The sequence below is a fragment of the Pseudoalteromonas prydzensis genome, assembly GCF_001661495.1.
GTDB lineage: Bacteria > Pseudomonadota > Gammaproteobacteria > Enterobacterales > Alteromonadaceae > Pseudoalteromonas > Pseudoalteromonas prydzensis.
In genome coordinates, this window is sequence record NZ_BDDT01000018.1 from 31976 (window position 1) to 54535 (window position 22560).

Below are 22560 nucleotides of genomic sequence, written 5' to 3' on the forward strand. Positions count from 1 at the left end.
ATAGCCTTTTTTCGTATTACTGCTCATTGCACACCATTCACAACCAACGCTTTACCTGTAATTTATAATCACTATAGGCTTTGCCAAATATTTTCTGTAACTCCCGCTCTTCGGGGATAATTTGAAACCAAGTTAAATAACCAATAAACGCAATGACGCACAACAGCGCCCACAACGATGCTAACCACACACCCCACGCTGCAAGTATAAAAGCAAAACCTAGATACATTGGATTACGAGAGAATCTATAAATACCTGTCGTCACTAATTCTGATGCTTGTTCTGGTTTTCTTGGATTTACAGTGGTCTTCGCTAAGCGAAAACTAACCACTCCAGCAATACAAAATACACAGCCTATAGCCAGTAAAATGGTCGCGGCATAAAAAATAAAAGCGGTAAAATCAATTACGCTATAATGAGCAATGACTGCCATAACGATAGCAAAAAAGACGACGACTATAATCGGAGGAATTTTATTATTTAGCATACTAACTCACTGTCATTGTTGTATTTAATTTTTTATAAACACATATTTAGATGTTCTTATTAAACACTCATCACACTGTATCACTAATGAATATTTTGCCAAGACTAATATTACGACAAATAAAGTTACAATTGTCAGCTTCATCATTGAGAGATTGTGGTTATACTTTAATCATTAACTAAAAAGGATAAGGGAATAAAATGTCAGGAACAACAATGGTAGTGATGATTGTATTTATCTCTGTTGGGTTTGGGGTAATGTACGATATGTATAAAAAACATTTAGAATTCAAGCACCGCACTCTCACTGATAATAAAGAATCAAATAACCAAATTGCAGCAGTAACAGCAGAAATGTTGGCACTAAAAGAGCGAGTACAAACACTCGAAGCCATCGTTACCGATCAAAGTTATAGCGTAAAACAAGAGATCAATAAGCTGTAAACAGCCTACTCTTCACAAGGCTTGTAAGAAATCCGAATACAGGTGCGCGTTTTCGGGCTTTTCAATGCCGTGAGCAGCTAAAAAACCGTTTATTGCTTGCCCACAACCTTGTGGTGCGCGGCGACTATCAATCTCAAAATTTAGCTGCGCAGCATGCTGCTTACCACGTGCACATAATTGCAAAGCCTGTTGCGAACGCAGCAAAATACTCAATGCGCCCACTTGCTCAGCAATAACCTGTTTGCTAAAACGGGCATAGCCTGCGTATTTAAACTGCTCACTCACATAGTCATTACTAATTGCGATCAGCGCGTTGATCAAGCCATGCAAAAAAGCATTTTCAGATTTATCAACAGCTAAAAAAGCCACTGTTTTTAGGTTAAACTCGCTTAGCTGGCAATCACGGCAATTGAGTCGCAATGTATAAAGCATTTGCTCATCAGCTATTTTTTGTTGTGCAATTAAAGTCAATGAAGCTTGCGCAAATGAACATCTCGCAAGCAATTTTGTGATGCTTTGCGGCTGATTATTAACAACTATGGTTAATTGCGGGTTTTGCGCTAAAAGTGGTAAATCATGGTGATTGTTAAACGGCGTACTGCTGCCCTGCTCACTTTTGAGCTGAAATAACTCTCTCACTTCGTGCTCACGGGCTATTTTTAACGCTAAAAAAGCAGTTTGGATCAATTCCGAGGTAGGTAAGTTCTCTTCCACGAACCAACGCCGACCAAATAATAACTTTTTTGCTTTAGTACAGCGGTAATTATCCGGACTAAGAATTGCCACTTGTAAGTAAATTTGTTCATCCTGCTTTGCGGCGAGCACTCGAAAGTGAGTTGAAAATTCAATATTATCAAGCGTTTCGTTGACACTTTGTAAGCTATGTTGATACCGCAAAAAATGTTGCGGAACCACCCAACTGGCGTTACTTAATTGCACAATCGGTGCATAAGCGATCGGCTGCTCACAGTTGTAGTGTAGCTCATTGTGAGTATATTTGACTGATGCAAAGTAATTGTTTTTATCTGACATAACTAAACCAAGTAAACGCGCTAACGCGAAGCACTGAAGATGAGTTATTTACGCTGGAACGCTAGTCGATAGATCACAGTGCTGCGTTTAATTTATCACTATTTTTTGATAATCATCGAGTACTTGCTGAAAATAGCCTCGGTCTTTATTTAACATTCGCGTGTAATGGGCAAGCAATTGATGAAGATATCGCTGCGCCTGTGTATGTTGCCAGATTTCAGCACCCGCAGCAGTTAATGGCTGTTGGCTATTAAAACTAACTTGAATCACTTCATAAAACCGGTTGTTTTCTTGCACCAGTTGCTCTTTGATAAGGCCCAAACCTAACGCTTGTAAACCTTGGCGTAAGGCATAGGTATGATGCACTGGACACACAATAAAACTGAGTTGCTCACGAAGCTTTACTGGGCAATTAGCGATAATCTGTTGTACTAGCCTAAGCAGTAATTCCCCGCCAACTCCAGCGATAATTATCAGCTGTTTAGCAGCTGATGACAGCTCAATAGTGGCTACGTCTTGACATAATACTCGCCATTGGCAAGCTGCTGCTTGCTGGTCACTAAAGCGTATGAGCGTGTTTTTAAGTTCATCCATTAGCGCAGGCACTATATCGACAAAATTTATTTGTTTGGCAGCACCTCGCTTCAGAAGTGCCATTCCAAGCTGACCATGATCACAACAACAATCCCAAATGACATCATACGGCGTGTTGATCAAATTATCGATGGCGCTAAGGCGATTACTTAGTTTCATTTAAGGCTAAACTTGAGCCGTTTTATAGATCAATGCTTTCAAACTTCTATCACTGTCTACTTCAATAAAACCATCCGTTGGCGCTAAGCGCTCTACAAATTCGATCGCGCCTTGGGTATGCTCAGCGATCAGTGCTATGAATGCGGCTTCACTTAACTCAGGGCTATTTGCACATAACAATAGTATGGTATTGTCGTTGAGCAATTCAGGTAAGCGGCGCAATACCTTTTGATAATCTTTAGTTAAAATGAAACTACCCTTTTGAAAACTTGGCGGGTCAACAATAATGACATCAAACGGCGCTGCTTTTTTCAGCTTCCCAAACGACTTTAAAATATCATGGGGTAAAAAGCTCACACCACGGTCAACCCCATTTAGTTGATGATTTTGTTTACCGGTGCGCAGTACCCCTTTATTCATATCCATATTGATCACGCTATCGGCACCGCCATGCATCGCAGCAATCGAAAAACCACAGGTATAGGAAAACAAATTCAATACTTTAGCGTGTTTACTATGAGCTTGCACAAATTCCCGACCACGGCGCATATCTGGGAATATTCCGGTATTTTGGCGGCTCATCAAATCAACTAAAAACTGGCAGTCGCCCTCTTTTACACTATGCGGGTTGGGCAGTTCACCATATAACAAGGTGTTTTCTGTTTGTTGCCCTGCACGCTGTTGAAAAACCAACGCGGTAACAGCATCAGCGGCATGTGTTTGTGACCATTCCCACAGTAACTGACTAAGCTGCTGTAGCTCACTCGCGGGAATTTCCTCATAAGAGATAACAAATAAACAAGGAGGATAAAAATCGATATTTAAATGACTTAACTGCTCAACACTGTGACCACGGCCATGAAACACACGACAAAGTTCATTGTCTGCTAAGGGCGCACTTTCAAGTGCCTTAATAAGGGGCGTAAATTTATGCATTTTTAATTAACTGTTGTTGTAATTCATGGATCTCATCGCGTACTGAGGCGGCTTTTTCAAACTCTAAATCACTCGCATACGCATGCATTTTGGTTTCGAGCTGTTTAATTTGCACTGCAATCTCTTTCGCACTCAACACTTGCTTAGATTCTTTGCGGATCAAGTGTAAATTATCTTGCGGACCAGCACGTTCGCCCACATCCATAATGTCGGTGATCTTTTTCAGTAACGCTTGTGGCTCAAGACCATGCTTAATATTATAAGCATGTTGAATATCGCGACGACGCTGGGTTTCATCAATCGCTTTAGCCATCGATTTGGTAACTCTGTCACCGTATAAAATAGCGCGGCCATTTAAGTGACGAGCTGCACGACCAATGGTTTGAATAAGTGCCCGAGCTGAGCGTAGAAAGCCTTCTTTATCCGCATCAAGTATAGCAACCAACGACACTTCTGGCATGTCTAAACCTTCTCGTAGTAAGTTAATACCTACTAACACGTCAAACACCCCAGCACGGAAATCTCGTATAATTTCAACCCGCTCAACAGTATCGATGTCTGAGTGCAAGTAACGTACTTTCACATCATGCTCAGATAAATAGTCTGTTAAGTCTTCAGCCATACGTTTGGTCAATGTGGTGACCAAGACACGTTCATCCAGTTCCACACGTTTATAAATTTCGGATAATAAATCATCTACTTGCGTAGCGACTGGACGTACTTCAATTTGTGGATCGAGCAGCCCCGTTGGACGAATAACTTGCTCAGCAATGTCGTCACCACAACGCTCCAACTCAAAATCCCCTGGCGTAGCTGATACATAAATTGTTTGTGGGGCTATTGCTTCAAACTCTTCAAAGCGCAACGGCCGATTATCCATCGCGGATGGCATCCGAAAGCCATATTCCACTAGGTTCTCTTTACGACTGCGGTCGCCTTTATACATAGCGCCGATTTGCGACACAGTAACGTGGGATTCATCAATAATCATTAATGCATCATCGGGCAAATAATCAAGCAAGGTTGGTGGCGGATCGCCCGGAGTACGGCCAGATAAATAGCGGCTGTAGTTTTCGATGCCAGAACAATAACCAAGCTCGGTCATCATTTCAATATCGTATTGCGTTCGCTGTGCAACGCGTTGCTCTTCAACGAGTTTATTAGCGCTAAGTAACTGTGCTCGGCGATCTTTTAATTCTGCTTTGATATGCTCAACCGCATCAAGAATTTTCTCTCTGGGAGTGACATAGTGGGTTTTCGGGTAGATAGTGGCCCGCACAATGTGTTTTTCAACCGCGCCAGTGAGTGGATCAAAAATACTAAGCCGTTCGATTTCATCGTCAAACATTTCCACTCGTACTGCGAATGTGTCTGACTCTGCAGGGAAAATATCCACCACTTCACCGCGCACTCGGTAAGTACCGCGGCTAAAATCAATGTCATTACGGGTATATTGGATCTCAGCTAAGCGGCGCAGCATATCCCGCTGATCAATTTTTTCACCAACTTTTAGCAACAGCATCATTTTCATATATGATTTGGGATCACCCAAACCATAAATAGCTGACACCGATGCTACAATAATTGTGTCTCTGCGCTCTAGCAATGCTTTAGTAGCACTTAAACGCATTTGCTCTATATGCTCATTAATCGAGGCATCTTTCTCGATAAAAGTATCGCTGGCTACAACATACGCTTCTGGCTGATAGTAATCATAATACGAGACAAAATATTCCACCGCGTTATGCGGGAAAAATTCTTTCATTTCGCCGTAAAGCTGAGCTGCAAGGGTTTTATTGTGCGCCATGATGATCGTTGGACGATTCAAATCATTAATAATATTTGCCATGGTAAACGTTTTACCGGTGCCCGTAGCCCCCAGTAAAGTTTGATGAGCAAGCCCGGCCTCTAATCCCTCACATAATTGTGCAATCGCGGTGGGTTGATCCCCTGCGGGTTTAAATTTAGACACCAGTTGAAAATGGTCACTCATGCTTGGCACTCCTGTACAGCTTGGTTACTGATCATATTCAGTTCTTTCATAAACCATTTATATGCAACAATTGCAGTAAATAAATTGCCCGCAGCAGCACCAATTAATAAACCCGGTAAACCGGCGTATACGTTACCAACGTAGGCAAATGGCACATAAAAAATAAACAGTCGGATCACACTCAAAATTAACGCATTCATTGGTTTATGTAAGGCATTAAACGATGAGTTGGTTAAAATAATCACGCCTTGTAAACCGTAACTCAAAGGTAAAGTGAATATAAATAAGGTGATCACATCAATTACTAATTGCTCTTTACCAAATAACTGGCTAATCACACCTGAAAATGCAATCAGCAGTAAATAAATAACAAACTGCCAAATCATCACAAACTTTAATGTTGTTGTGTACGCATCTTTAACACGGCAAAGCTTACCAGCACCAAAGTTTTGACTAATAAACGGCGGTAACGTCATTGATAAAGCTAACACCACTAGGCTTGCAATTGATTCAATTCGGCTACCAACACCAAATGCAGCAACGGCTTCAGGCCCATGATACGCGACCATCGCAGTCATTATCGCCATTGCAACCGGCGTTAACATGTTTGCGCCTGCCGCAGGTAAACCTATTTTTAATATTTTACGAATAGAGCTGAATGGTGTTTGGCTGTTTGCTTTTAAGCTTAATAAGCCTTTTTTTACCGCTAACAAATATAAAATGATAATTACCGCAACCGCCCAGGCAATAACACTGGCAATTGCTGCGCCTTGAATACCGAGCGCTGGGATCGGCCCAAAGCCAAAAATTAACATCGGATCGAGTACGGCATTAATAAGCCCCGCGCCCCCCATCACTATGCTGGGTGTTGTAGTGTCACCACTGGCTCGCAACACAGAGTTTCCCACCATAGGTGTTATTAAAAAAATACTGCCTAAAAACCACACACTCATATACTCGTGGATCAACGGTAGTACAGCATCCCCTGCACCTAACAACTTAAAAATAGGTGTAATAAGTAGATAGCCAAATAAAGACAAGCACAGCACCATTACTACAGCAACTAATAGGGCCATACTGGCGTCAAACCGTGCTTCTTCAATCTTATTACTGCCAAGGGCTTTAGCAATCACCGCTGAGGTACCAATACCCAAACCAATTGCAAGGCTTATCACGGTAAAAGTAACAGGAAACGTAAAGCTAACCGCGGCCAATGGCTCGGTGCCCAGTAAACTAATAAAAAATGTATCAACAATATTGAACATCATTAAGGTGATCATCCCAAAAATCATCGGGATCGTCATTTTCTTCAGTGTTGGCACTATCGGGGCATTTAATAAATCGGGAGCTGTGTTTGTCTGCAAAGTTGCGCGCATGGGAATAAATAAACCTCTTTTATTAAGCGTGGTATTTTAAAGCATCAAGGCTTTGCAAGCCACGCATTTATCAAGTGATTATAAATTGCTGACAAAAACGCCTAAAAAATAATAGAAAAGTGTTCTTTTTAGGTGCTTAGTGACAATTTCACTTCGAACACCCACTAAAAACAATAAAAATACATTTTTATTACCTTTATCACAAAAACATCGCGGCTGGCGCTGCATTTTTACACAAAATTTGCGTTAATCGAATCGTCACGAATAAATTTACTTATCAACCACACTCCTTTCAGCTTATTTTTACAAGTTGTTGTTTTAAAATAAGATAAAAAAACTGTTTTAAATGCTTGATATCCTCACAGCACCCTAAAAACATGGGTCTGCCAACGTTCTTAAAGTTTCATAAACAGAGTTATCCACAGAAACCGTGGATAACTCTTCCAAAGCCGCGTTAATAAAGGCCTACAAAGGGGCGACTTGAACAGCCGTGTGATAAAGTTGGCAAATACTAACTTTAGATAATTTGACTCAAACAGCTCAGAAAACATACTTAGCCCCTGTACCTGTAGCCGACGACCAAATTTGATAATTAGCACGGGTTTAAATGATAATTCTTTTTTTATCACTTATACCGCGCGGTCTAAGGTGATAAACGGTGTTCAATAAAAAAGCAGCTTTCGCTGCTTTTTTATTCGGTGGTAGTCTTTGCCAACTTGAGTAGTGCTGAAATAGGTTGTGATAGGTCTTCTCCTGTCTCATATTGCCTGTCTATGAGCTCCTCAGCGCCTCTAATCAACTCGATGAACTCACCGTGAGGGTTATTAGTAAAGTGCTTTAAATGGGACGTACGGCTCGCCAATTTACGATTACGTACTAAATCTACAATATCCTTTGGCACACCTTCTTGACTTAATAAACTGCATAACTCTGATAACGATTCATCAGTAATTTTTTGCAAATGCCTCTCGGGTATTTTTACCATAGCCTCTAGCATATAGAAACGATACGAGAAGACACCTAAAGCGACAATGCCGCAAAGCAACAACAATACAATAAGAACATCCATACTACATTACCTTTTAACTTGCCTCGGGATATCAAAACCAACGCTAAGAACAGCAAATTAGCATTAATCCCTATGCTGTATAAATCCCATAGTAGCCAGCTATCTTCACCATACTCGTTAGGGCTACTATCAAAATTTAGTGCAACGATGTTGCGATCAATAAACATTAAGGTGTTTAAAAGTGCGTTTACGGCCATCGTAATAAACACCAATTTAACTTGTTCGCTAAACAAAACACCAAATAACCAATGAAAACCTATTACTGCAAACGCTTGAAATAGCGAGAATATTGCCCACACTAAGTACCAATAATAAATCTGGTCATCGATGAGCAGTAAACTCAACACATTGCTGTGCAAGTAATCACCCAAAGCTAGCCCAGCAGACATAACTCCTGCGGAAATGGCGATCGAGAAACTTTTAGGTTTTAGGTAAATAGCCAATATGAACGCGAATATAAAAGCGATTAACTCAAGCTTATTAAGTGAGTAGCTTAAAATCACATCAATAATTGGCAGCTCCATTATCGAGGTTTTTTATCTTTAATTGGGTGTCCACCGCCGCCGTTCATTAGTTTCATTTCTGACTCTAAAGCAGCTGCAAAGTCAACTTTCTGATCCGTTGTTGGTTTTACTGGTTGTTTATCAACCCGTTTTAATTCATTTGTATTAGATAGGTTGATTGAATTATCAATTTTCATATTTAAACTCCTTTATTATTAAATATGGCCGCAAAATCTACATTACAGTTTCCATTTTTACAACAACCTCGTAAATTTACACTTCAATTTCAGTAAAAGGTAGTAGAGGTGCAGCACCTACTATGCGCCCATTCTCTACGTATACCGCGCCTGTTTGAACGCTATCACCTAGTACTACGCTTTGGCTGCTGTCGCTATACTCGACTAAGGTTGTGCCGTTTGTGTTTACTGAGACGATGGTTGCTATTGTGCGTTGGGTTTTATCGAGTACTGAGCCGAGTCTGTTTAGTGTGTTAGACATTGCTTACCACCTGTATTGTTTGGCTAACTGTAATAGCGCCTTGGTCACTGATACTTGCGTTAATTGTCATGCTGTCGCACGTCGCTTTAAATACTGAATCGGTGTAAGTGATACCAACTAACATACCTGGGCGAATTGGCGGTAAGTCGTCTAAAAGCTTGGTTCTGATCGTTGTATTTTGTTTCTTACCGCTGTTAGCCAGCTCACACGTTCCGCGCTGGCGAGCAGCTTGGTTGTGGGTGATTAGTGTGTCTACGACATCATTGGCAAACTGATCGCCAAGTGTACCCGCACGTTTGATTTTACACGCTACGCCTTGCTGCTCACCTCGTACAAATACTGCGTTATGCTCTTGGTTGATGGTTTGGCTAGTGCTGTGCTCAAGTATGATTGAATCGTTAAGTATTACGTCACAAATTGCATTGGCTGTGTCCCACGGCATTACGGGCCATGCTGGGACGACTGAGACAGTTTTAGTTGCGTCGTTAATATCGAGTATTGCGCCGACTGACTTAGCCACACTTAACAGTGCCGCAGCTGGGGTTAAATTGGTGTAGGTAAATGCGCCTGTAGGAATTGGGTAATCAATCATTTTATTATCGAGTGACCACCCCGTATTAACGAGTATGTCAGACATTATCCCCGCCAGTGTTTTAGCGGTTGGGTTGGCGTAGTTTGTAGCGCGAGCGTAAGGGTTAGATAGTAACGCAAAACGACTGCGACAACTTGCGCTGTAGCTTTGATTAGCAAAGCGGTTGCTAGTGCTTGGCTGCTCACAAATTACATAAAAGTCATAGCCATTTATTGAGATTTTAAGCTCTTGGCCCAGGGCGCGTTCAAAGTCGATACGTGAGCAAAATTTAATATTAGCTGTTGCGCTAAATTGGCCGCGAGATATAGAGTAATTAACGCTGTTGATTAGTATTTTTAAATCGTCTGAAACACGCACACAATTAATGGTTGGCTGCATGATGTATGTATTCCTAATTTGTGGCTCTATGGGGATTTTTCTATCAATGGTTGGTACGTCATCATCACCGCGAACAAGTCCGCCCGGTAAACCCCAGTAACACACTTTATCGGGGTTGTTAAAACGCATAACTAAGCGCCCACTGTTTACCCTTGCTGGCGCTGTGAACTCTAAATTCACATAGCCTTTAAACGGATGATTACGCCAATAGCAAATATATTCTTTATCGGTTTCACCGTAGTGTATTACCAGCTCACTTGACTCTAAAAGTGGCTTTACATGCCAATGCATCTCACGCGCTGTTTTGAGCAATTCTGAGCTGTTCCAAAGCGCTTTAAGCTCGGTTTGCTCAAAATCTAACTGAGTTAACCAGTTAAAATCCTTTTCGTTATATTCAATTGCTGTGATGATTTTATAAGGCATTTGAATAACGTTTGATAAATAGCCGCTGTTGCCCCATGTAACGCTATTTTGTGCTGTGACTAATGCGGTGGTTTTCCAGTCAAAACCAAATGCCACAGGGACTAATTCAGCGTTGCTAAAAGCAGTTTCAAACTCGGTTTTAACAGATTCTGTTTGCCATGCTAGCGCTTTACCTTGCGTGATTAATGGTGGGTTTAACCAGTTTAAATCCAACTCGGTACCAATATTCGCTTGCAAAAACGGTAGCGTTGGATCAACTGGCCCAGTGTCATCATGTAAACCAAAACGCATAAGCACAGGACTTATAAGGTTTTCTTTCAGCGCTGTGAATTTTAATATTGACATACAGTTTTTTTCATTAAGCTAATTAGCTATTTGATATGACTTCACGACTGGCTCAACCTCATCTATCACAGCAGGCATATAACCACCCGTTCTATCGAAAGCCATTATAATAATCGCGTTTTGGCTCTTAGCATTTAATTTAAACTTGCCAGCCGAATCAGTCATAGTGAAACTTTCGAAAATAAACGATGACTTATCTAACAGCCCAATCAACTGATTTTGACTTGCTGTATCATCTGAATTTTTTAGATCACCTTTGATTTCAAATGTACTTAACACCGATGAAAGTTCAAACGTTTGTGATAATGTTTTAGATAAGTCCATTATGATAATTTCCATCGAAGTGAGTTAAAAAATAGATAGCCATCTATAACTGAATAATTCTCAGGTATATCTATTGAGCTATTGTATATATATGGTGACTCAGTATTAGGAAGTCTTCCGACTAGCTGGCTAGATTCATTTTTAAATACTAGGTCAAGCCAAATTTTTCTGGTTAATGCTTGGGGATTGAGTTGTTTTTCCAAAGGAGTAGTTGGAGATATTGTATTTAAAATGCCAGTAGCCATTGTGTTTGGATCTAGCAATATTGGAACTTTAACTTTTCTGCTGAAATAAGATGTACCCGGCCTTAATAACTGAATACAATCATTGTCAAACCAATATGGATTATATCCAATAAGCGTATAAGCCATATCAAACCCAGCGCAGTCTAAACGACCGATAAATGATGCTGCCGAGTTATTTGATCCAACTCCTGTTTGCAATAGGTAAAACCATTCGCTAGTAGCAATTAAACACCATGTTGCTCCTCTTTTATCTAAGAACTGATTAGCTCCTTTATTTTCTGATATCCTTCCAGTCCAATCTTCGTAGTGAATAGAGCTAACAGGTGTTTCTATATCAGTCCATCCATCAATTGCGCCAATCATTGCTGCTTTACTTGTCAAATAGCTATTTCTAGCATCATCATAAAGCAAATAATACCAGTTCTGACTCGCGGGACTAAATATCATATTATTACTATCAGCTGAGATTTCATTAACTACCCAGCCTGCACCTAGTTTTTCACCATAACCATCGACTAAACACTTTTTTAATAACTGCAACATAGAGCCATTGTTTAAATCTAGCTGCGGTGCGCCGGGGTCGTCCCATCTATAAACTGTAACTGCTTGAGGCATAATTTAATCCTTATTTCCGCGAAATGATAAAGTTGAATTGTCACGCACTATTTCTGAGTGCCCGGGCGAGACTGAGCGTGTAACCATGGTTGGTTTACTTGCAGCTAGAGTCTCGAATAAGAACGCTTCGCCGGGGTTAAGTCCTGCGCCAAACGCCTCTTTACGTAAGATGAAATACGGTGCGCCTGCAAAGCTGTTAATGGGCGCACAGTCGTTTAGCGTGTCGCCGCTGTAAATGTTGCCTACCGACTCACCGATTACGTTGTAAGCGGTGGTTGATGTAAACACGATGGCCCAGCGCTGTGCTATTGCACCAATATTGGTTAGTTCAATTGGATATTGAGTTGTATTGATAGCGCTTGATGCAGCCGCGCCAAAATCACCAAAATTGTTTTGCCACGCGGCTAATGTGCGCTCGTCTTTTGTTTGCGCTTGAAAGTCACCAAGCACTTGCACACTGCTAACCGTTGCGCCTGCGGGATAAGCGCGGTTTAGCGGTGTTAGTAGGCTTAATTTCTCGCTGTCGATTGCGTCAATTAGCGCCAATTCTGATTGTATGGCCGTGATAATAAACGGCGGTGAAAATGCGCTTATTCCCGCGTTAATAGTTATATCACCTGTAACAGCATCGTAGCTGTAATTGTCATCAGTCACAGACCACAAACTTGCACCGGTGCTATCAACAATATCGATAAAATCAGCATCAGCTAAAACGTTAATCGTTTGGCCGCTTGATAACGTTGCAACGGCTGTGCGCTCGCGGTTTTGTACGCTAACAGGGTTAAACGTATGGAAAATTGGCACAGTGCCGTTATTTGGTAGCGTTGAAGTATCAAAGCCACCCGGCGGCGATGGTACTGTAGTTACTTCAATTTCGTTATAGTCAAATCGAATTGAGTCGGGCTTAACATCTTCACTAAATGCTAAATCTACATAGCCTGTAACACTTACTGTACCCGTGCAATTAGTGCCTGTGATATTACCGCTTAAATCGCTAGACGCTGAGAACGTGGCACCCGCTGCGGTTTCAAACGTAATATAAACCGAGTCACGCGCAAAGTTACTGCTCGGTAACTGCCAGCGCTTAGCATTGATTGTTAACGCACCTTTTTGAATTAATGCGCCAAGGTTTTCGGTTACTGTGCCGTTATAATCAACGCTATCAATTTCTGTGATTACGCCAGTATCATAATCAATTGTCGCAAACACATAACCGCCTGAGATAAAACGGCCTTGGCTATCGTCTTTATATACTGTTTCGTCACCCGTTTTTTTGAGCTTAGCCGAGCCTTTTAAAACGGTTTCATCAGCGCCCAATGTGATTACTGAACTCGTTGTAAATGAATGAAACCTAAAATCTTGGTTTGATACATAGTAAAGCGTAAAATATTGGTCTTTAGCCACGGCGGGGTTCAATTTTGCACAAGAGAATGTACCATTTTTATAAAGCAGTGAATTAAGTTCGCCAGTGCCAGCATTAATTTTAAGTGTTTTAACACCTCTTATCACGTTGCTTGGCTGATCCAAGTAGCTTGTGTCGTAATACCAGGTGTATTGATACTCACCATAAAATGTAGGCTCAGCTTCTAAAACATCATCAACACTAATGTTTATTTGAGTAATTTCACCGTAGCTTAAAATGCGCTTAGTGCGGTAAATACTAAATGGCTCTGAATCTGGTTTAAGTCCTATCTTTGTATTAACTGTGGTAATACTTGGCGTTAACGTACGTGTGATTGACTCTACTGTTAGCTCTTGCCCTTGTGCGTCAACTGCACCAGTCATTAAGCTAGTGCCGTGAAATTTAGTGCTAGCAAGCCCAAGATAAGGCAGCATTTCAGCGACTGTGTCGGTGTCTTTTAGGTCTTTAGCTTCAACGAGTAGCACGTTTACAAGCGGGTCGTCTGGTTGGTCGCTTAAGAATATATGAGCGTCTTGCAAGCGGCTTGAATCGTCTGTGCTAAGCGCTGGATATAATTTAACGAGATCAAATGATGATCGGGCATGGTCAATGTCACTGATTGAACTAAACACAGCGTTTAATTTACCGCTAACAATTGCATTGCTGGTGCGGTGGCCGCCAGCGTGTGGCTCGTTGCCAATGCGCTGCGGTTCAAATATTTTTAAATCGGTTCTTTTCATTATATTTCCTATTATAAAAAGCGCTTTAAACAGTTTTTAAACGTAAATTAATGTTTTGAAAGTGTGCAGGGGCGGCATCTGCAAAATGCGTATGCGGCGCGGCTTCAACAGCTTTTTGGCTGTGGTCCCACACCACATTAAACACAGTGCCGCGTATTGTTATTTCAAACGCGGTGAGGGTTGTTTGTGCATGCTCATGCAATGGTGTAAATACGCTAGCGTCTTCAAAATCACTGTATAAATAGATTGGGCGGCCTGCGGGTATCGGTGTTTTTTCAATGTGCTGCGCGCCGTTTAGTGCGCGTTCGGTTTGCTCGGCTACTGGCAAGTAATCAAACTCATTAAGCCAAACAAAGTTATCCAGGCTTTGTGCATTTATTACGATCATTGGGTGTTACTCAACTGTTCAAGTTTTTGTAAAAATTGCTCTTCAAACTGAGCTAATAAATTGGCGGATTGGCCGCCAGGCAATGCAAGTTCAAGGCGCACGGTTTTGCTATTGCTCGGCTGTTGGTTTTTAAGCATGGTTATCAATTCACGTACAGCAGTTGTAAGGCTGTTTAAATCGGCGTTAGATGCGTTATTGCTGGGCGTATAATTGTTTGTAGGCGCTGTATAGCTTGGCGTTGGTGCAGGCGTATACGTCTGTACTTGTTCAACTGCTTTTTGAGTGGTGCTTTGCGCTTTTATCGCTTGCTGCTGTGCGCTAATAGCTGCATTTAACGTGCTCTTTTGCTCACGGGTTAGGTATGTAAGCTGCTTATTGATTTTGTTGTATAACTCAGTCAGTGCTTTGCTACTGCTGGCGTTATCAATTTGGCCGCTGAATTTACTAAATTGTGTATTTTGAGTATCGGCATAAGCGCGGCGTTCGCGCTCTTCGTTGATCTCTTTTGAGTCTAAATCGTAAGGGCTGCGGCCGTTCTCTTCCTGATAATCTACTACGTCACTTACGCTGGCACGTTGCGATTGATTGTATTTATTTACACTGCTTGAGGCGCGATTTGCTGAGGCAGCAACACGTTCTAATTCTTCTTTTTGCTCACGTAAGCTTTTTGATGCTGATTCGTTCGCTTTAATTTGATCATTCGTGGCTTGCGTACCAGCTCTGGTTGATGCAGTCGCGGCATCTTGTGCGCCTTTAAAATCGCCTAGTAGATTATTTACAACACTTAACACATCGCCTAAGCGTTGCTTTTCATAGTTGTATTGCTGCGCTGTTAAATTGCCTGCTTGATAGCGATCATTTAAGCGCTCAAGTTCATCTGTTAAACGGCTATGTTCGCGTTGTAATTCACCTAAGCTTGCAAGCTCTAGCTGCTGAACGCGTGTTAAATCACTTGTTTGGTTAGTTAAGCGCTGCTGTTGAATGGTCAGCGCGGCTTGCGCTTGGGCTTTTTGCTCAGCGGTAGCCGTACTGCTCGCCATGACTTGCTGATTGGTTTTTATTGCGTCTCGGGTTTTCTCTAACTCGCGGGTAAAGCGGTTTACTGCGTCACTGTTTGTGTCAGTAACTGGCTTTAAAGCATTTGCTTTTTCAATGAGTTTATCGAGTTCTTTAGTTAAACCCAGTGCAGCAGCGGCGGCTTGAATGCTTGAGGGCACAGTTTGATCTGTTGCGTCTGCGGCGGCAATGGCAGCCTCAGCCCATTTTAAATAGGCTTGGCGTTGTACGGCTAATGGTTGCTCTGATTCTTGCATTAGCTCATAGGCTGCGCGTAATTTATTAGCGGTATCATCGAGCGTTTTTGATGATGTTAAACCTAACTCCGCATAGGCTTTTTCTACATCACCAGCAAATATTTTTTGACGCTCAAGTAATGCGCCGTGTTCTTCAAACTTTACTTTTAGCGCATCTAAAATGGCTAACTGGCCCTGGTACTGTTCACCAGCGCCGGCAATTGCAACACGGGCAGATTCTATGCTTTGTATAAAACCATCAACACCAACTTTTACACCGTCTAAGCTTGTTGCCTGCTGCTCTAATGATTGAATCGTTTTAAGGGCTTCGGGCAGTGATAGCGTAAGCAGTTCTTGGCGCTGGCGCTCGGCCTCTGTTGCAGCTGCTGTGGATTCGGCTAATTTACGTTGTTGGTATTCTAGGTTTACATAGCGCTGGGTGGCTTCGTCCCAAACTAGCTTACCGCTTTCTATCAATGCGTCTAATTCGGCTGAATTACGGATGATCAAACCCGTTGAGTTAGCCAGCATTTGTAATTCATCTGCTAATGCTTTGGCTTGTATTGCACTTGCTTGTTGCGACTTTCTAAGTGATTCCTCTGCCACGAGCAAATCTTTATACAGTAAACCAACGTCGATTAACTCGGTAATTAACCAGGTGTATAAACCTGCCTTACCTACGGCTTTAAGCGCAGTACTCCATTTAGTTGCTGCAATGCCTGCGGCGTTAGTTGCCACGGTGGTTGAGCCAATAGCAGCTGTGTAGGTTCTTAGTGATGCAATGGCCGTGGTTGCACCGCTGATCACACTACTAAAATAGTTACCCACTTTAAGCGCCAGCCACACTTTAGCAACAGTGGCTATTTCTTCGCGGTATTCATAAAGCGTGGTGGCTGCACCTTTAATTGCATTACCTGTACTTACGATTGTGTCGCTAATTTTTTGCGCCCATTCTTGCAAACGGCCATCTTTCGCCATTGCTGCAAATTCAGTATTAAGCGCGGTAATATTGGCTTTTAACCAATCCATTGCGCCGCTTTGCGCTATAAGGTTATAAAACTGCTCCATGTTGTCTTTAGCGTTTGACACTTGCCCACTAAAGAGCGCCATTTGTGCCGCAGCAGAGCCAGCACTTGCGCGACCCATTTCATCGATCAAGCCTTTTATTACATCACGGCCTAACTTACCTGCGCTTGATAGCTTTTGCAGCTCAACGGTGTTTTTACCCGTTACTTTTTCAAGTAGATCCCAAACAGGTATACCGCGCTCCACCATTTGTAGGATTTCTTCGCCCTGGAGCTTTTGTTTTGCCCACGCTTGGCCGACCGCCAGGCTGATACCTTCAACCTCTTGAAACCCGCCGCCGAGCTTTAATGCTTGGTCGGTAATGGCCTGCATGGTGCCATCCATTGGATCAAGGCCAAACGCTTTTAGTTTTACAAATGCCTGGCTTACTTCACCCATTTGTAACGGGGTGTTTTTAGTAAATTCTTTTACCCATGCTGTGGCTTTTTCACCGCCTGCAATGCCGCCCATAAGCGCCTGCATCTGCACGCCGAGCTTTTCAAATTTATCACCGGTGCTAAATACTTGGCTTACTGCTTGGGCTACACGATCAAACCCCACATAAGCCGCAGCCAGAGCGGTAACTTTACCAATTACGCCGTCAAGGCTTTGTGCTTGAGCGCGTTGGGCTGTAGTGCCTTGGCGCAGCTCATTACTAAACTTATCGACAGAGCGGCCAGATTTATCAAACTGGGCTGCTAAATCACGCTTGGCTGCACGCAGGTTATTAGTATCAACATCAGAGCGTTTAAGGGCTGTTTGTAGTGCAGCATGCTTACTCGTTTGCTGGGTAAGCTCGGTGCGCATTTGGGTTAGGTCTTTCTCAGCGGCTTCTAATGAGCGCGCGAGTTGCACAAATGGCTTATCAGTGTTTTTAGCTTCGGTTTGTAATTGGTCGAGGGCTTGAGCTGCCGCCGCTGTGGCTATTTCTTGTTGTTCTAATTTTTGCTTTGACTGCTCAAATGCACGTATTAGATCAGCTTGATTAGCTAATCCGTCTAATTCGTTGGCAAGCTTGCCTGCTGTTTGGCTGGTTTTTTTTGCACTGGTATCGGTTTGGTCTAGTGATTCACTGAGTTTATCAGCAGCAGGATTAGCCGCATCGGCGCTTTGCTCAATGTTACGCAGCTCTTGAACCAGCTGCTCAATATTTTGCTTGCCTGTAGCTTCGGCAACTATGCGTAGGGCTAATTCGAGGGTTTTATCTGCCATTGGTTAACTCAGTTTTAAACGGTGTTTAAATGGGGAATAAAAAGGCTCAAGGGCTGAGCCTTTTGGTACGAGGTAATTGATTAAGCGTCTAGCTCGTCAATGTAGAATGGTTCGTCTTTGCCATTTACAAGCTTTGCTGTGCCTTCAAGTGCAGCACTTACAAACTCACTGCCGGCTAAATCAAGCTCTTTAGTTGGCATCATTGAGGTGTCGTAAATTTCAAAATTGACTTGCTTACCATTGGCTAAGTTGGTGCCTTCACCAAAAATACGTAAACGTGTTTGTGACTTAGTACCGCCTTTAATGCGCTTACCACTGCGCGCGTTATAACTGCCTGTAATGGTAATACTGCCACCAGCGGCTAATGAACCACCTTTAATTGAACGGATCATACCGAGTGCAAAGTTAAACTCGTAATCAACGCCTGCGACTTTAGTTTCAGTGGCTTGCTTAACAACGACGTTATCAGTAAAGTTTTTACCACCAACGGCAACCCACGACTGATTATCAGGTAATATCACTTCTTTATCTGTTAACGTACCCGCCGCATCGTTAATGGCTGCAACTTCGCCCATTAATGCTAAAGCCACCATTTCGGCAGGTTGGTCGTCAAACTCCCACGTAATAGCCGCTGGCTTAGCAATTTTTACATCATCCAGGGCTTGGCCTTTGCTGGCCTTTTTATTTGATGTACGGACGACTGAATCCGCCTCAGTTTTAATACCAAGCTTAGTGGTGTTAATTGGGCCAAAAATTTGGCCTGTGCTTACGCCTTGTTCGTTTAAGCGATCAACAAAAATATTGCCCGCTAGTAAAATACCGTCGCTCATATTAAAGCGCTCCTTTAAGAGTCATTTGACATGTAAAAGCCAGTGGGTAATACGCATGGCCTTGGGTGAATTGTGGTTTAGCTGGGGTGTTTACTCTTAGCCATGGCCCCGTACCATTAAGTACTTTGCCCGCCATAGCGCGAATAATGTTAGTTAAGTGCTCGCCTGCGTTATCTTGCTTACGAACAACTAATACAACTATCCATGTTTGCGTTAGCTTCATTAAATAGCCGGCGTTTTTACTCTCTGGTAAATTATCGCCGTAATACATTAAGTGAAGGCTGGGTGTTGTTTGGCGGTCTTCCTTGATGTCTGCTAGTTCATCACTCAAGTAAACGCGCTTAATGCCTGGCACTTGTTCAAGCGCCTGTTTAAGCGGGTGCTGAGCTGCAAAGTAGTCAGTGGTAATTTCAAACATCAGATAAATCCCTTTGTTTTTTCTCGCGCAAATACAGAGCCAGCACTTTGTATTGTGGCTGTGTCTTGTACTTTGGCGTCTTGGCCTAGTGCGTCAACGCCTATACTTAGCTCACCTTTTGCTACTGACATTAAAAATTTAATTGCGTCCTTGTAACGGGTTTCTACATGCTCAGGTACATCGTTAGTGCCGAGCTTGTAGCGAGCAATATCACAACAAAACTGCTCAAGTAGGTTCGGAACGGTGACAAGCGGCAGCTCATAACGCCCAGCTAAATAGCCGTTAATTACGTCGCTTGCATCGTTTATAGCCTGCTCAATAACTGCGGTATTAATTACATCAACGGGGCCATCTTCGCGCTCACTTAAATAGATAAGATCACGTTCACCAAAACGTTGTTGCATTGCGGTTATTGTTGCGTAAGCCATTTACTCGCCCTCGCCTGCTTTGGCTAATTCATCTTGTAACCAATACCAAGCAGCATCACGATCAGCAGCTGATACCTTAACCTTAATTACTTCACCTTCGGTTTCGCCTGGCGCTTCGTAAGTCAAATCAGTACAAGCAGGGATACGTTCCATTTGTGCATCAATCATTAATGCAATAACGGGCTGTAGTTCTATTGGTGCTTGGGTGTAATCAACGTTTGCATAGAGCAAAGGGTTGTCTAAATCTGCACCCAGGTTATTTGCGTCCAGCTGTGGGTTCTGCGCAGTACTCGCATCGAGCGGTATAGCTTGCACCGATAAGCGTGGATCATTTTCAATTGCATCAAGCTGCTCTTGATCAAGACCATCGGCGGGGATTTCATTTTTACCTTGGTTGAAACTGAGGCCAGCTCGGCGGTAGCCTGTTGGCTGCATGCAACTGACAATAACAGCAGAGATAAGGCTGAGTTTAAGCGTTTTTGCCATTTCATTATTACTCCTGGTTTCAAAGTATGGGGCTATAACGCCCCGTACTTATTAGGGTTTAACTATTGATGGGATTAAAGGTAATCAGCGACTAATAGCTCTAAACGGCCTTTCAGTTCGTTTGAGCTGTTTGAGTCAAGCTCACGCTCTAACATACGTGTAGCTAGCTTTTCCATGCTGGCAGGAACAACTAACATGGTTGATTTAATACCGAGCTTACGGCCACCGTCAGCTGTAAAGCTGCGCATTTTTTCAATGCTGTTCCATAAATTATCTGGCGTTAACGCACGTTTATTAGCAAAGGCAAGCTGCCAAAAACCAAACCCTGCGGCATCACGACAATCAACGCCGTAACGGTACTGTTTAGAAGTAAATACCGCCTCGTCATCAACTTTGGTCATGGCAAGTAATTGTGGTTTTTTACGTTCTTGAAAAATAATCGGCTTAAGGGCTTTTGAGGTGTCTAGCACAAACCACGGCTCCCCCTCGTAAGCAACATCTTCGGCCATGTTCGCTGTTGATACTGCTGCGCCAGTGCCGTCTGCATTTGGTGCTACTGGGTGGTCAGTATCAAAAAAGTTTTGTCCGTCGTAGCACAAGGTTGTAAAACCCGCTGCGAGTAATTCAAAACACATTTCATCCGGGTGAATTGCCGCCGCGCTGCCCATTTCTTTAAAGATTGGGGAATACACGCCTAAGTTATCGTCTTCAATGTCGTTGCGGTCTACGCCTACTGTTGACTCGTAATCGTCATTGGTAATGGTATAAGCGTGCGCTTTCATGCTTTGAACATTACGATCACCCACCCATTTAGCCAGACTTGGGAACTTGCCCAGCCAGCCATAGGTATTACTGGCCGAGGTTGATTTAATTACACTGGCAATTTTTGTAAATTGCGGTGTAGCTTCTGATTTACCTGCTTCAAACTCGGTTTTAAAACCAGTAAATAAAGCGGTTAATAATGCTGGGGTCACTAAAGCCATTAGTTTTGCTCCTGTTTAGCTTTGGCATAAGCAGCATGAGATAGACCTAGTTGGTCTGCGGCATACTTGTCTTCTGCGGTGAGTGCTGCTAAGCCGTCTTTGTCTTGCTCTGGCTTAGGTGTATGGGTGGTTTGCTGAGCGGTAAGGCTTGCAATCGGTGAACGGGCATCTAACACTGCTTTTAACGCTGCAACGCCCTGCTGATTACCTAACGATGTTAAATATTCAACTTCTGACGCAATAATACGGCCGTCTTGCTTGGCTTTATTTACTTCTTGCTCAACCGATTGCGTGGCGCTGCTGCTTTTAAGCGCGACCATTTCAGTGTGCAATGCGTTATAGGTTTCTACAGGCACGTACTTAGCTAAATTAACTTCATTAGGGCTATTCGCTTTAAGTGCTGCAACGGCGTCATTAGCGTTACTGAGCTGGGTGGTGAGCGTGTCGGCTTCGTCGGCCTTGGCCTTCAAAGCGGCGAGTGCTGTTGTTGCTTTGGTGTAATCTGCATCGGTGACGTTATCACCATCCACAGTGACACCTAGCAAGCTCAGCAATTTTTGAGCTGCGTTCATGGGTGTATCTCCATTGTTAACATGGGTTTTAGAAGTCTTTAAAACGGCGACTTTGTCCATACCATCAACCGCAGGGTCGTTAGTCAGGGCAAAGTGGCGTAATTTGGTTGGGCGGCCCGTTTGTTTGTCGTAATGAAAAACAGGGCTTATAAAGCGGTACTCGTCGTTTTTTAGGTGTGCGCGGGCGCTGGGTGTCCAACGAACGTTAAGAGCATAAAGCCCCTCGCCTGGTACATACTCTAAATCGCTTGGGTTAAACCAACCGCTGGCAGGGGCTGGTTTGCCGTTTTCTTCGGCGTTTAGGGTTTGGTGCTCGTAGTCAAAATGGTAATCGTTAGTGCGGGTGCTAGCTGTGCTTTTTAATAGCTCAAATGCTGCTTGATCAAGTAACCAGGCATTGGCAGGTACGTCGAACGGGCGGCCATCGTGTGATTTAAAGTGACCATCTGGCATCACCATTACGCGCTCACTGATACCTTGCTCGTTTATTTCGCTTGCAAAGCGGCACGCAGCAAACCCCAAGTTATTCGGGTGCTGAGCGTTTAATACTACAAGTGGTTGTGGTTTTTTAGTCGTCATGGCTGAACACAGGTTTTAAAAATCTGTGTTCAGTTTGGTATTTAAGGGATGTTTGTTGGCCGTGCGGTGTTTCGGGAAAAGCTTACATTAATTCGTGCTTAAATCTGCTGAAGAGTTAGGTTAGACAATGTAGTCTCAAGTTAATCTATTAAA

The 22560-nt window shown here is 42.9% G+C and carries 23 protein-coding genes; 1 reads left to right on the forward strand and 22 read right to left on the reverse strand.

Going from position 1 to position 22560, the window contains the following annotated elements; translation table 11 throughout:
* Positions 1–37: 37 nt before the first annotated feature.
* Positions 38–487: a methyltransferase family protein gene (locus A7968_RS20595; RefSeq protein WP_064668406.1), complete on the reverse strand. Its 450-nt coding sequence runs from the start codon at positions 485–487 to the stop codon at positions 38–40.
* 200 nt (positions 488–687) lie between these two features.
* Between A7968_RS20595 and A7968_RS20600 the strand changes: the two genes are divergently transcribed.
* Positions 688–930: a hypothetical protein gene (locus A7968_RS20600; protein ID WP_064668407.1), complete on the forward strand. Its 243-nt coding sequence runs from the start codon at positions 688–690 to the stop codon at positions 928–930.
* A gap of 12 nt (positions 931–942) precedes the next feature.
* Here A7968_RS20600 and A7968_RS20605 read toward each other — a convergent pair whose 3' ends face one another.
* From A7968_RS20605 to A7968_RS20700, 21 genes are all read right to left on the reverse strand, one after another.
* Positions 943–1962: a hypothetical protein gene (locus tag A7968_RS20605; protein ID WP_064668408.1), complete on the reverse strand. Its 1020-nt coding sequence runs from the start codon at positions 1960–1962 to the stop codon at positions 943–945.
* An 87-nt stretch (positions 1963–2049) separates the two neighbouring features.
* Positions 2050–2715: a tRNA (adenine(22)-N(1))-methyltransferase gene (locus tag A7968_RS20610; protein WP_064668409.1), complete on the reverse strand. Its 666-nt coding sequence runs from the start codon at positions 2713–2715 to the stop codon at positions 2050–2052.
* 6 nt (positions 2716–2721) lie between these two features.
* Positions 2722–3651 (reverse strand): class I SAM-dependent methyltransferase, encoded by a 930-nt coding sequence (locus tag A7968_RS20615; protein WP_064668410.1) that lies wholly within the window; start codon positions 3649–3651, stop codon positions 2722–2724.
* Positions 3644–5644: an excinuclease ABC subunit UvrB gene (gene uvrB / locus A7968_RS20620; protein WP_064668411.1), complete on the reverse strand. Its 2001-nt coding sequence runs from the start codon at positions 5642–5644 to the stop codon at positions 3644–3646. Before uvrB ends, A7968_RS20615 begins: the two co-directional genes overlap by 8 nt.
* The gene (locus A7968_RS20625; RefSeq protein ID WP_064668412.1) at positions 5641–7020 is read right to left on the reverse strand and encodes an MATE family efflux transporter; all 1380 of its coding nucleotides are present in this window, start codon (positions 7018–7020) and stop codon (positions 5641–5643) included. The genes uvrB and A7968_RS20625 overlap by 4 nt, the downstream gene beginning before the upstream one ends.
* A gap of 691 nt (positions 7021–7711) precedes the next feature.
* Positions 7712–8089, reverse strand: coding sequence for a hypothetical protein (locus A7968_RS20630; RefSeq protein WP_244270415.1), 378 nt, complete (start codon positions 8087–8089; stop codon positions 7712–7714).
* On the reverse strand, positions 8041–8478 hold the full coding sequence (locus tag A7968_RS20635) for a hypothetical protein (protein WP_227008905.1): 438 nt from the start codon (positions 8476–8478) through the stop codon (positions 8041–8043). The genes A7968_RS20630 and A7968_RS20635 overlap by 49 nt, the downstream gene beginning before the upstream one ends.
* Before the next feature lie 134 nt (positions 8479–8612).
* Entirely contained in the window at positions 8613–8789 is a 177-nt protein-coding gene (locus tag A7968_RS23250) for a hypothetical protein (protein ID WP_157586803.1), read from the reverse strand.
* Between the two features lie 76 nt (positions 8790–8865).
* The gene (locus A7968_RS20640; protein WP_064668415.1) at positions 8866–9090 is read right to left on the reverse strand and encodes a hypothetical protein; all 225 of its coding nucleotides are present in this window, start codon (positions 9088–9090) and stop codon (positions 8866–8868) included.
* Positions 9083–10828: a hypothetical protein gene (locus A7968_RS20645; RefSeq protein ID WP_064668416.1), complete on the reverse strand. Its 1746-nt coding sequence runs from the start codon at positions 10826–10828 to the stop codon at positions 9083–9085. The genes A7968_RS20640 and A7968_RS20645 overlap by 8 nt, the downstream gene beginning before the upstream one ends.
* An 18-nt stretch (positions 10829–10846) precedes the next feature.
* Positions 10847–11152: a hypothetical protein gene (locus A7968_RS20650; RefSeq protein WP_064668417.1), complete on the reverse strand. Its 306-nt coding sequence runs from the start codon at positions 11150–11152 to the stop codon at positions 10847–10849.
* Positions 11152–12012 carry a hypothetical protein gene (locus A7968_RS20655; protein WP_064668418.1) on the reverse strand — a complete coding sequence of 287 codons (861 nt, stop codon included), beginning with the start codon at positions 12010–12012 and terminating at the stop codon, positions 11152–11154. Before A7968_RS20655 ends, A7968_RS20650 begins: the two co-directional genes overlap by 1 nt.
* A 3-nt stretch (positions 12013–12015) precedes the next feature.
* A complete protein-coding gene (locus tag A7968_RS20660) occupies positions 12016–14154 on the reverse strand; it encodes a hypothetical protein (protein ID WP_064668419.1) in 2139 nt (712 codons plus the stop codon).
* A gap of 25 nt (positions 14155–14179) precedes the next feature.
* On the reverse strand, positions 14180–14542 hold the full coding sequence (locus tag A7968_RS20665) for a hypothetical protein (RefSeq protein WP_064668420.1): 363 nt from the start codon (positions 14540–14542) through the stop codon (positions 14180–14182).
* Positions 14539–18111: a tape measure protein gene (locus A7968_RS20670; protein ID WP_064668421.1), complete on the reverse strand. Its 3573-nt coding sequence runs from the start codon at positions 18109–18111 to the stop codon at positions 14539–14541. The genes A7968_RS20665 and A7968_RS20670 overlap by 4 nt, the downstream gene beginning before the upstream one ends.
* An 80-nt stretch (positions 18112–18191) precedes the next feature.
* The gene (locus A7968_RS20675) at positions 18192–18941 is read right to left on the reverse strand and encodes a phage tail tube protein (protein ID WP_064668422.1); all 750 of its coding nucleotides are present in this window, start codon (positions 18939–18941) and stop codon (positions 18192–18194) included.
* A 1-nt stretch (position 18942) separates the two neighbouring features.
* On the reverse strand, positions 18943–19359 hold the full coding sequence (locus tag A7968_RS20680; protein ID WP_064668423.1) for a phage tail terminator protein: 417 nt from the start codon (positions 19357–19359) through the stop codon (positions 18943–18945).
* A complete protein-coding gene (locus A7968_RS20685; protein WP_064668424.1) occupies positions 19359–19787 on the reverse strand; it encodes a gp436 family protein in 429 nt (142 codons plus the stop codon). Before A7968_RS20685 ends, A7968_RS20680 begins: the two co-directional genes overlap by 1 nt.
* Positions 19788–20273 (reverse strand): HI1506-related protein, encoded by a 486-nt coding sequence (locus A7968_RS20690; protein ID WP_064668425.1) that lies wholly within the window; start codon positions 20271–20273, stop codon positions 19788–19790. It abuts the gene before it with no gap.
* A 74-nt stretch (positions 20274–20347) separates the two neighbouring features.
* On the reverse strand, positions 20348–21256 hold the full coding sequence (locus A7968_RS20695) for a Mu-like prophage major head subunit gpT family protein (protein ID WP_064668426.1): 909 nt from the start codon (positions 21254–21256) through the stop codon (positions 20348–20350).
* Entirely contained in the window at positions 21256–22407 is a 1152-nt protein-coding gene (locus tag A7968_RS20700; protein ID WP_064668427.1) for a phage protease, read from the reverse strand. The genes A7968_RS20695 and A7968_RS20700 overlap by 1 nt, the downstream gene beginning before the upstream one ends.
* Positions 22408–22560 lie beyond the last annotated feature (153 nt).

Coding starts and splice junctions, on each gene's coding strand:
- A7968_RS20595 (WP_064668406.1), bottom strand. CDS start 487: ATGCTAAATAATAAAATTCCTCCGATTATAGTCGTCGTCTTTTTTGCT.
- A7968_RS20600 (WP_064668407.1), top strand. CDS start 688: ATGTCAGGAACAACAATGGTAGTGATGATTGTATTTATCTCTGTTGGG.
- A7968_RS20605 (WP_064668408.1), bottom strand. CDS start 1,962: ATGTCAGATAAAAACAATTACTTTGCATCAGTCAAATATACTCACAAT.
- A7968_RS20610 (WP_064668409.1), bottom strand. CDS start 2,715: ATGAAACTAAGTAATCGCCTTAGCGCCATCGATAATTTGATCAACACG.
- A7968_RS20615 (WP_064668410.1), bottom strand. CDS start 3,651: ATGCATAAATTTACGCCCCTTATTAAGGCACTTGAAAGTGCGCCCTTA.
- uvrB (WP_064668411.1), bottom strand. CDS start 5,644: ATGAGTGACCATTTTCAACTGGTGTCTAAATTTAAACCCGCAGGGGAT.
- A7968_RS20625 (WP_064668412.1), bottom strand. CDS start 7,020: ATGCGCGCAACTTTGCAGACAAACACAGCTCCCGATTTATTAAATGCC.
- A7968_RS20630 (WP_244270415.1), bottom strand. CDS start 8,089: ATGGATGTTCTTATTGTATTGTTGTTGCTTTGCGGCATTGTCGCTTTA.
- A7968_RS20635 (WP_227008905.1), bottom strand. CDS start 8,478: ATGTCTGCTGGGCTAGCTTTGGGTGATTACTTGCACAGCAATGTGTTG.
- A7968_RS23250 (WP_157586803.1), bottom strand. CDS start 8,789: ATGAAAATTGATAATTCAATCAACCTATCTAATACAAATGAATTAAAA.
- A7968_RS20640 (WP_064668415.1), bottom strand. CDS start 9,090: ATGTCTAACACACTAAACAGACTCGGCTCAGTACTCGATAAAACCCAA.
- A7968_RS20645 (WP_064668416.1), bottom strand. CDS start 10,828: ATGTCAATATTAAAATTCACAGCGCTGAAAGAAAACCTTATAAGTCCT.
- A7968_RS20650 (WP_064668417.1), bottom strand. CDS start 11,152: ATGGACTTATCTAAAACATTATCACAAACGTTTGAACTTTCATCGGTG.
- A7968_RS20655 (WP_064668418.1), bottom strand. CDS start 12,012: ATGCCTCAAGCAGTTACAGTTTATAGATGGGACGACCCCGGCGCACCG.
- A7968_RS20660 (WP_064668419.1), bottom strand. CDS start 14,154: ATGAAAAGAACCGATTTAAAAATATTTGAACCGCAGCGCATTGGCAAC.
- A7968_RS20665 (WP_064668420.1), bottom strand. CDS start 14,542: ATGATCGTAATAAATGCACAAAGCCTGGATAACTTTGTTTGGCTTAAT.
- A7968_RS20670 (WP_064668421.1), bottom strand. CDS start 18,111: ATGGCAGATAAAACCCTCGAATTAGCCCTACGCATAGTTGCCGAAGCT.
- A7968_RS20675 (WP_064668422.1), bottom strand. CDS start 18,941: ATGAGCGACGGTATTTTACTAGCGGGCAATATTTTTGTTGATCGCTTA.
- A7968_RS20680 (WP_064668423.1), bottom strand. CDS start 19,359: ATGTTTGAAATTACCACTGACTACTTTGCAGCTCAGCACCCGCTTAAA.
- A7968_RS20685 (WP_064668424.1), bottom strand. CDS start 19,787: ATGGCTTACGCAACAATAACCGCAATGCAACAACGTTTTGGTGAACGT.
- A7968_RS20690 (WP_064668425.1), bottom strand. CDS start 20,273: ATGGCAAAAACGCTTAAACTCAGCCTTATCTCTGCTGTTATTGTCAGT.
- A7968_RS20695 (WP_064668426.1), bottom strand. CDS start 21,256: ATGGCTTTAGTGACCCCAGCATTATTAACCGCTTTATTTACTGGTTTT.
- A7968_RS20700 (WP_064668427.1), bottom strand. CDS start 22,407: ATGACGACTAAAAAACCACAACCACTTGTAGTATTAAACGCTCAGCAC.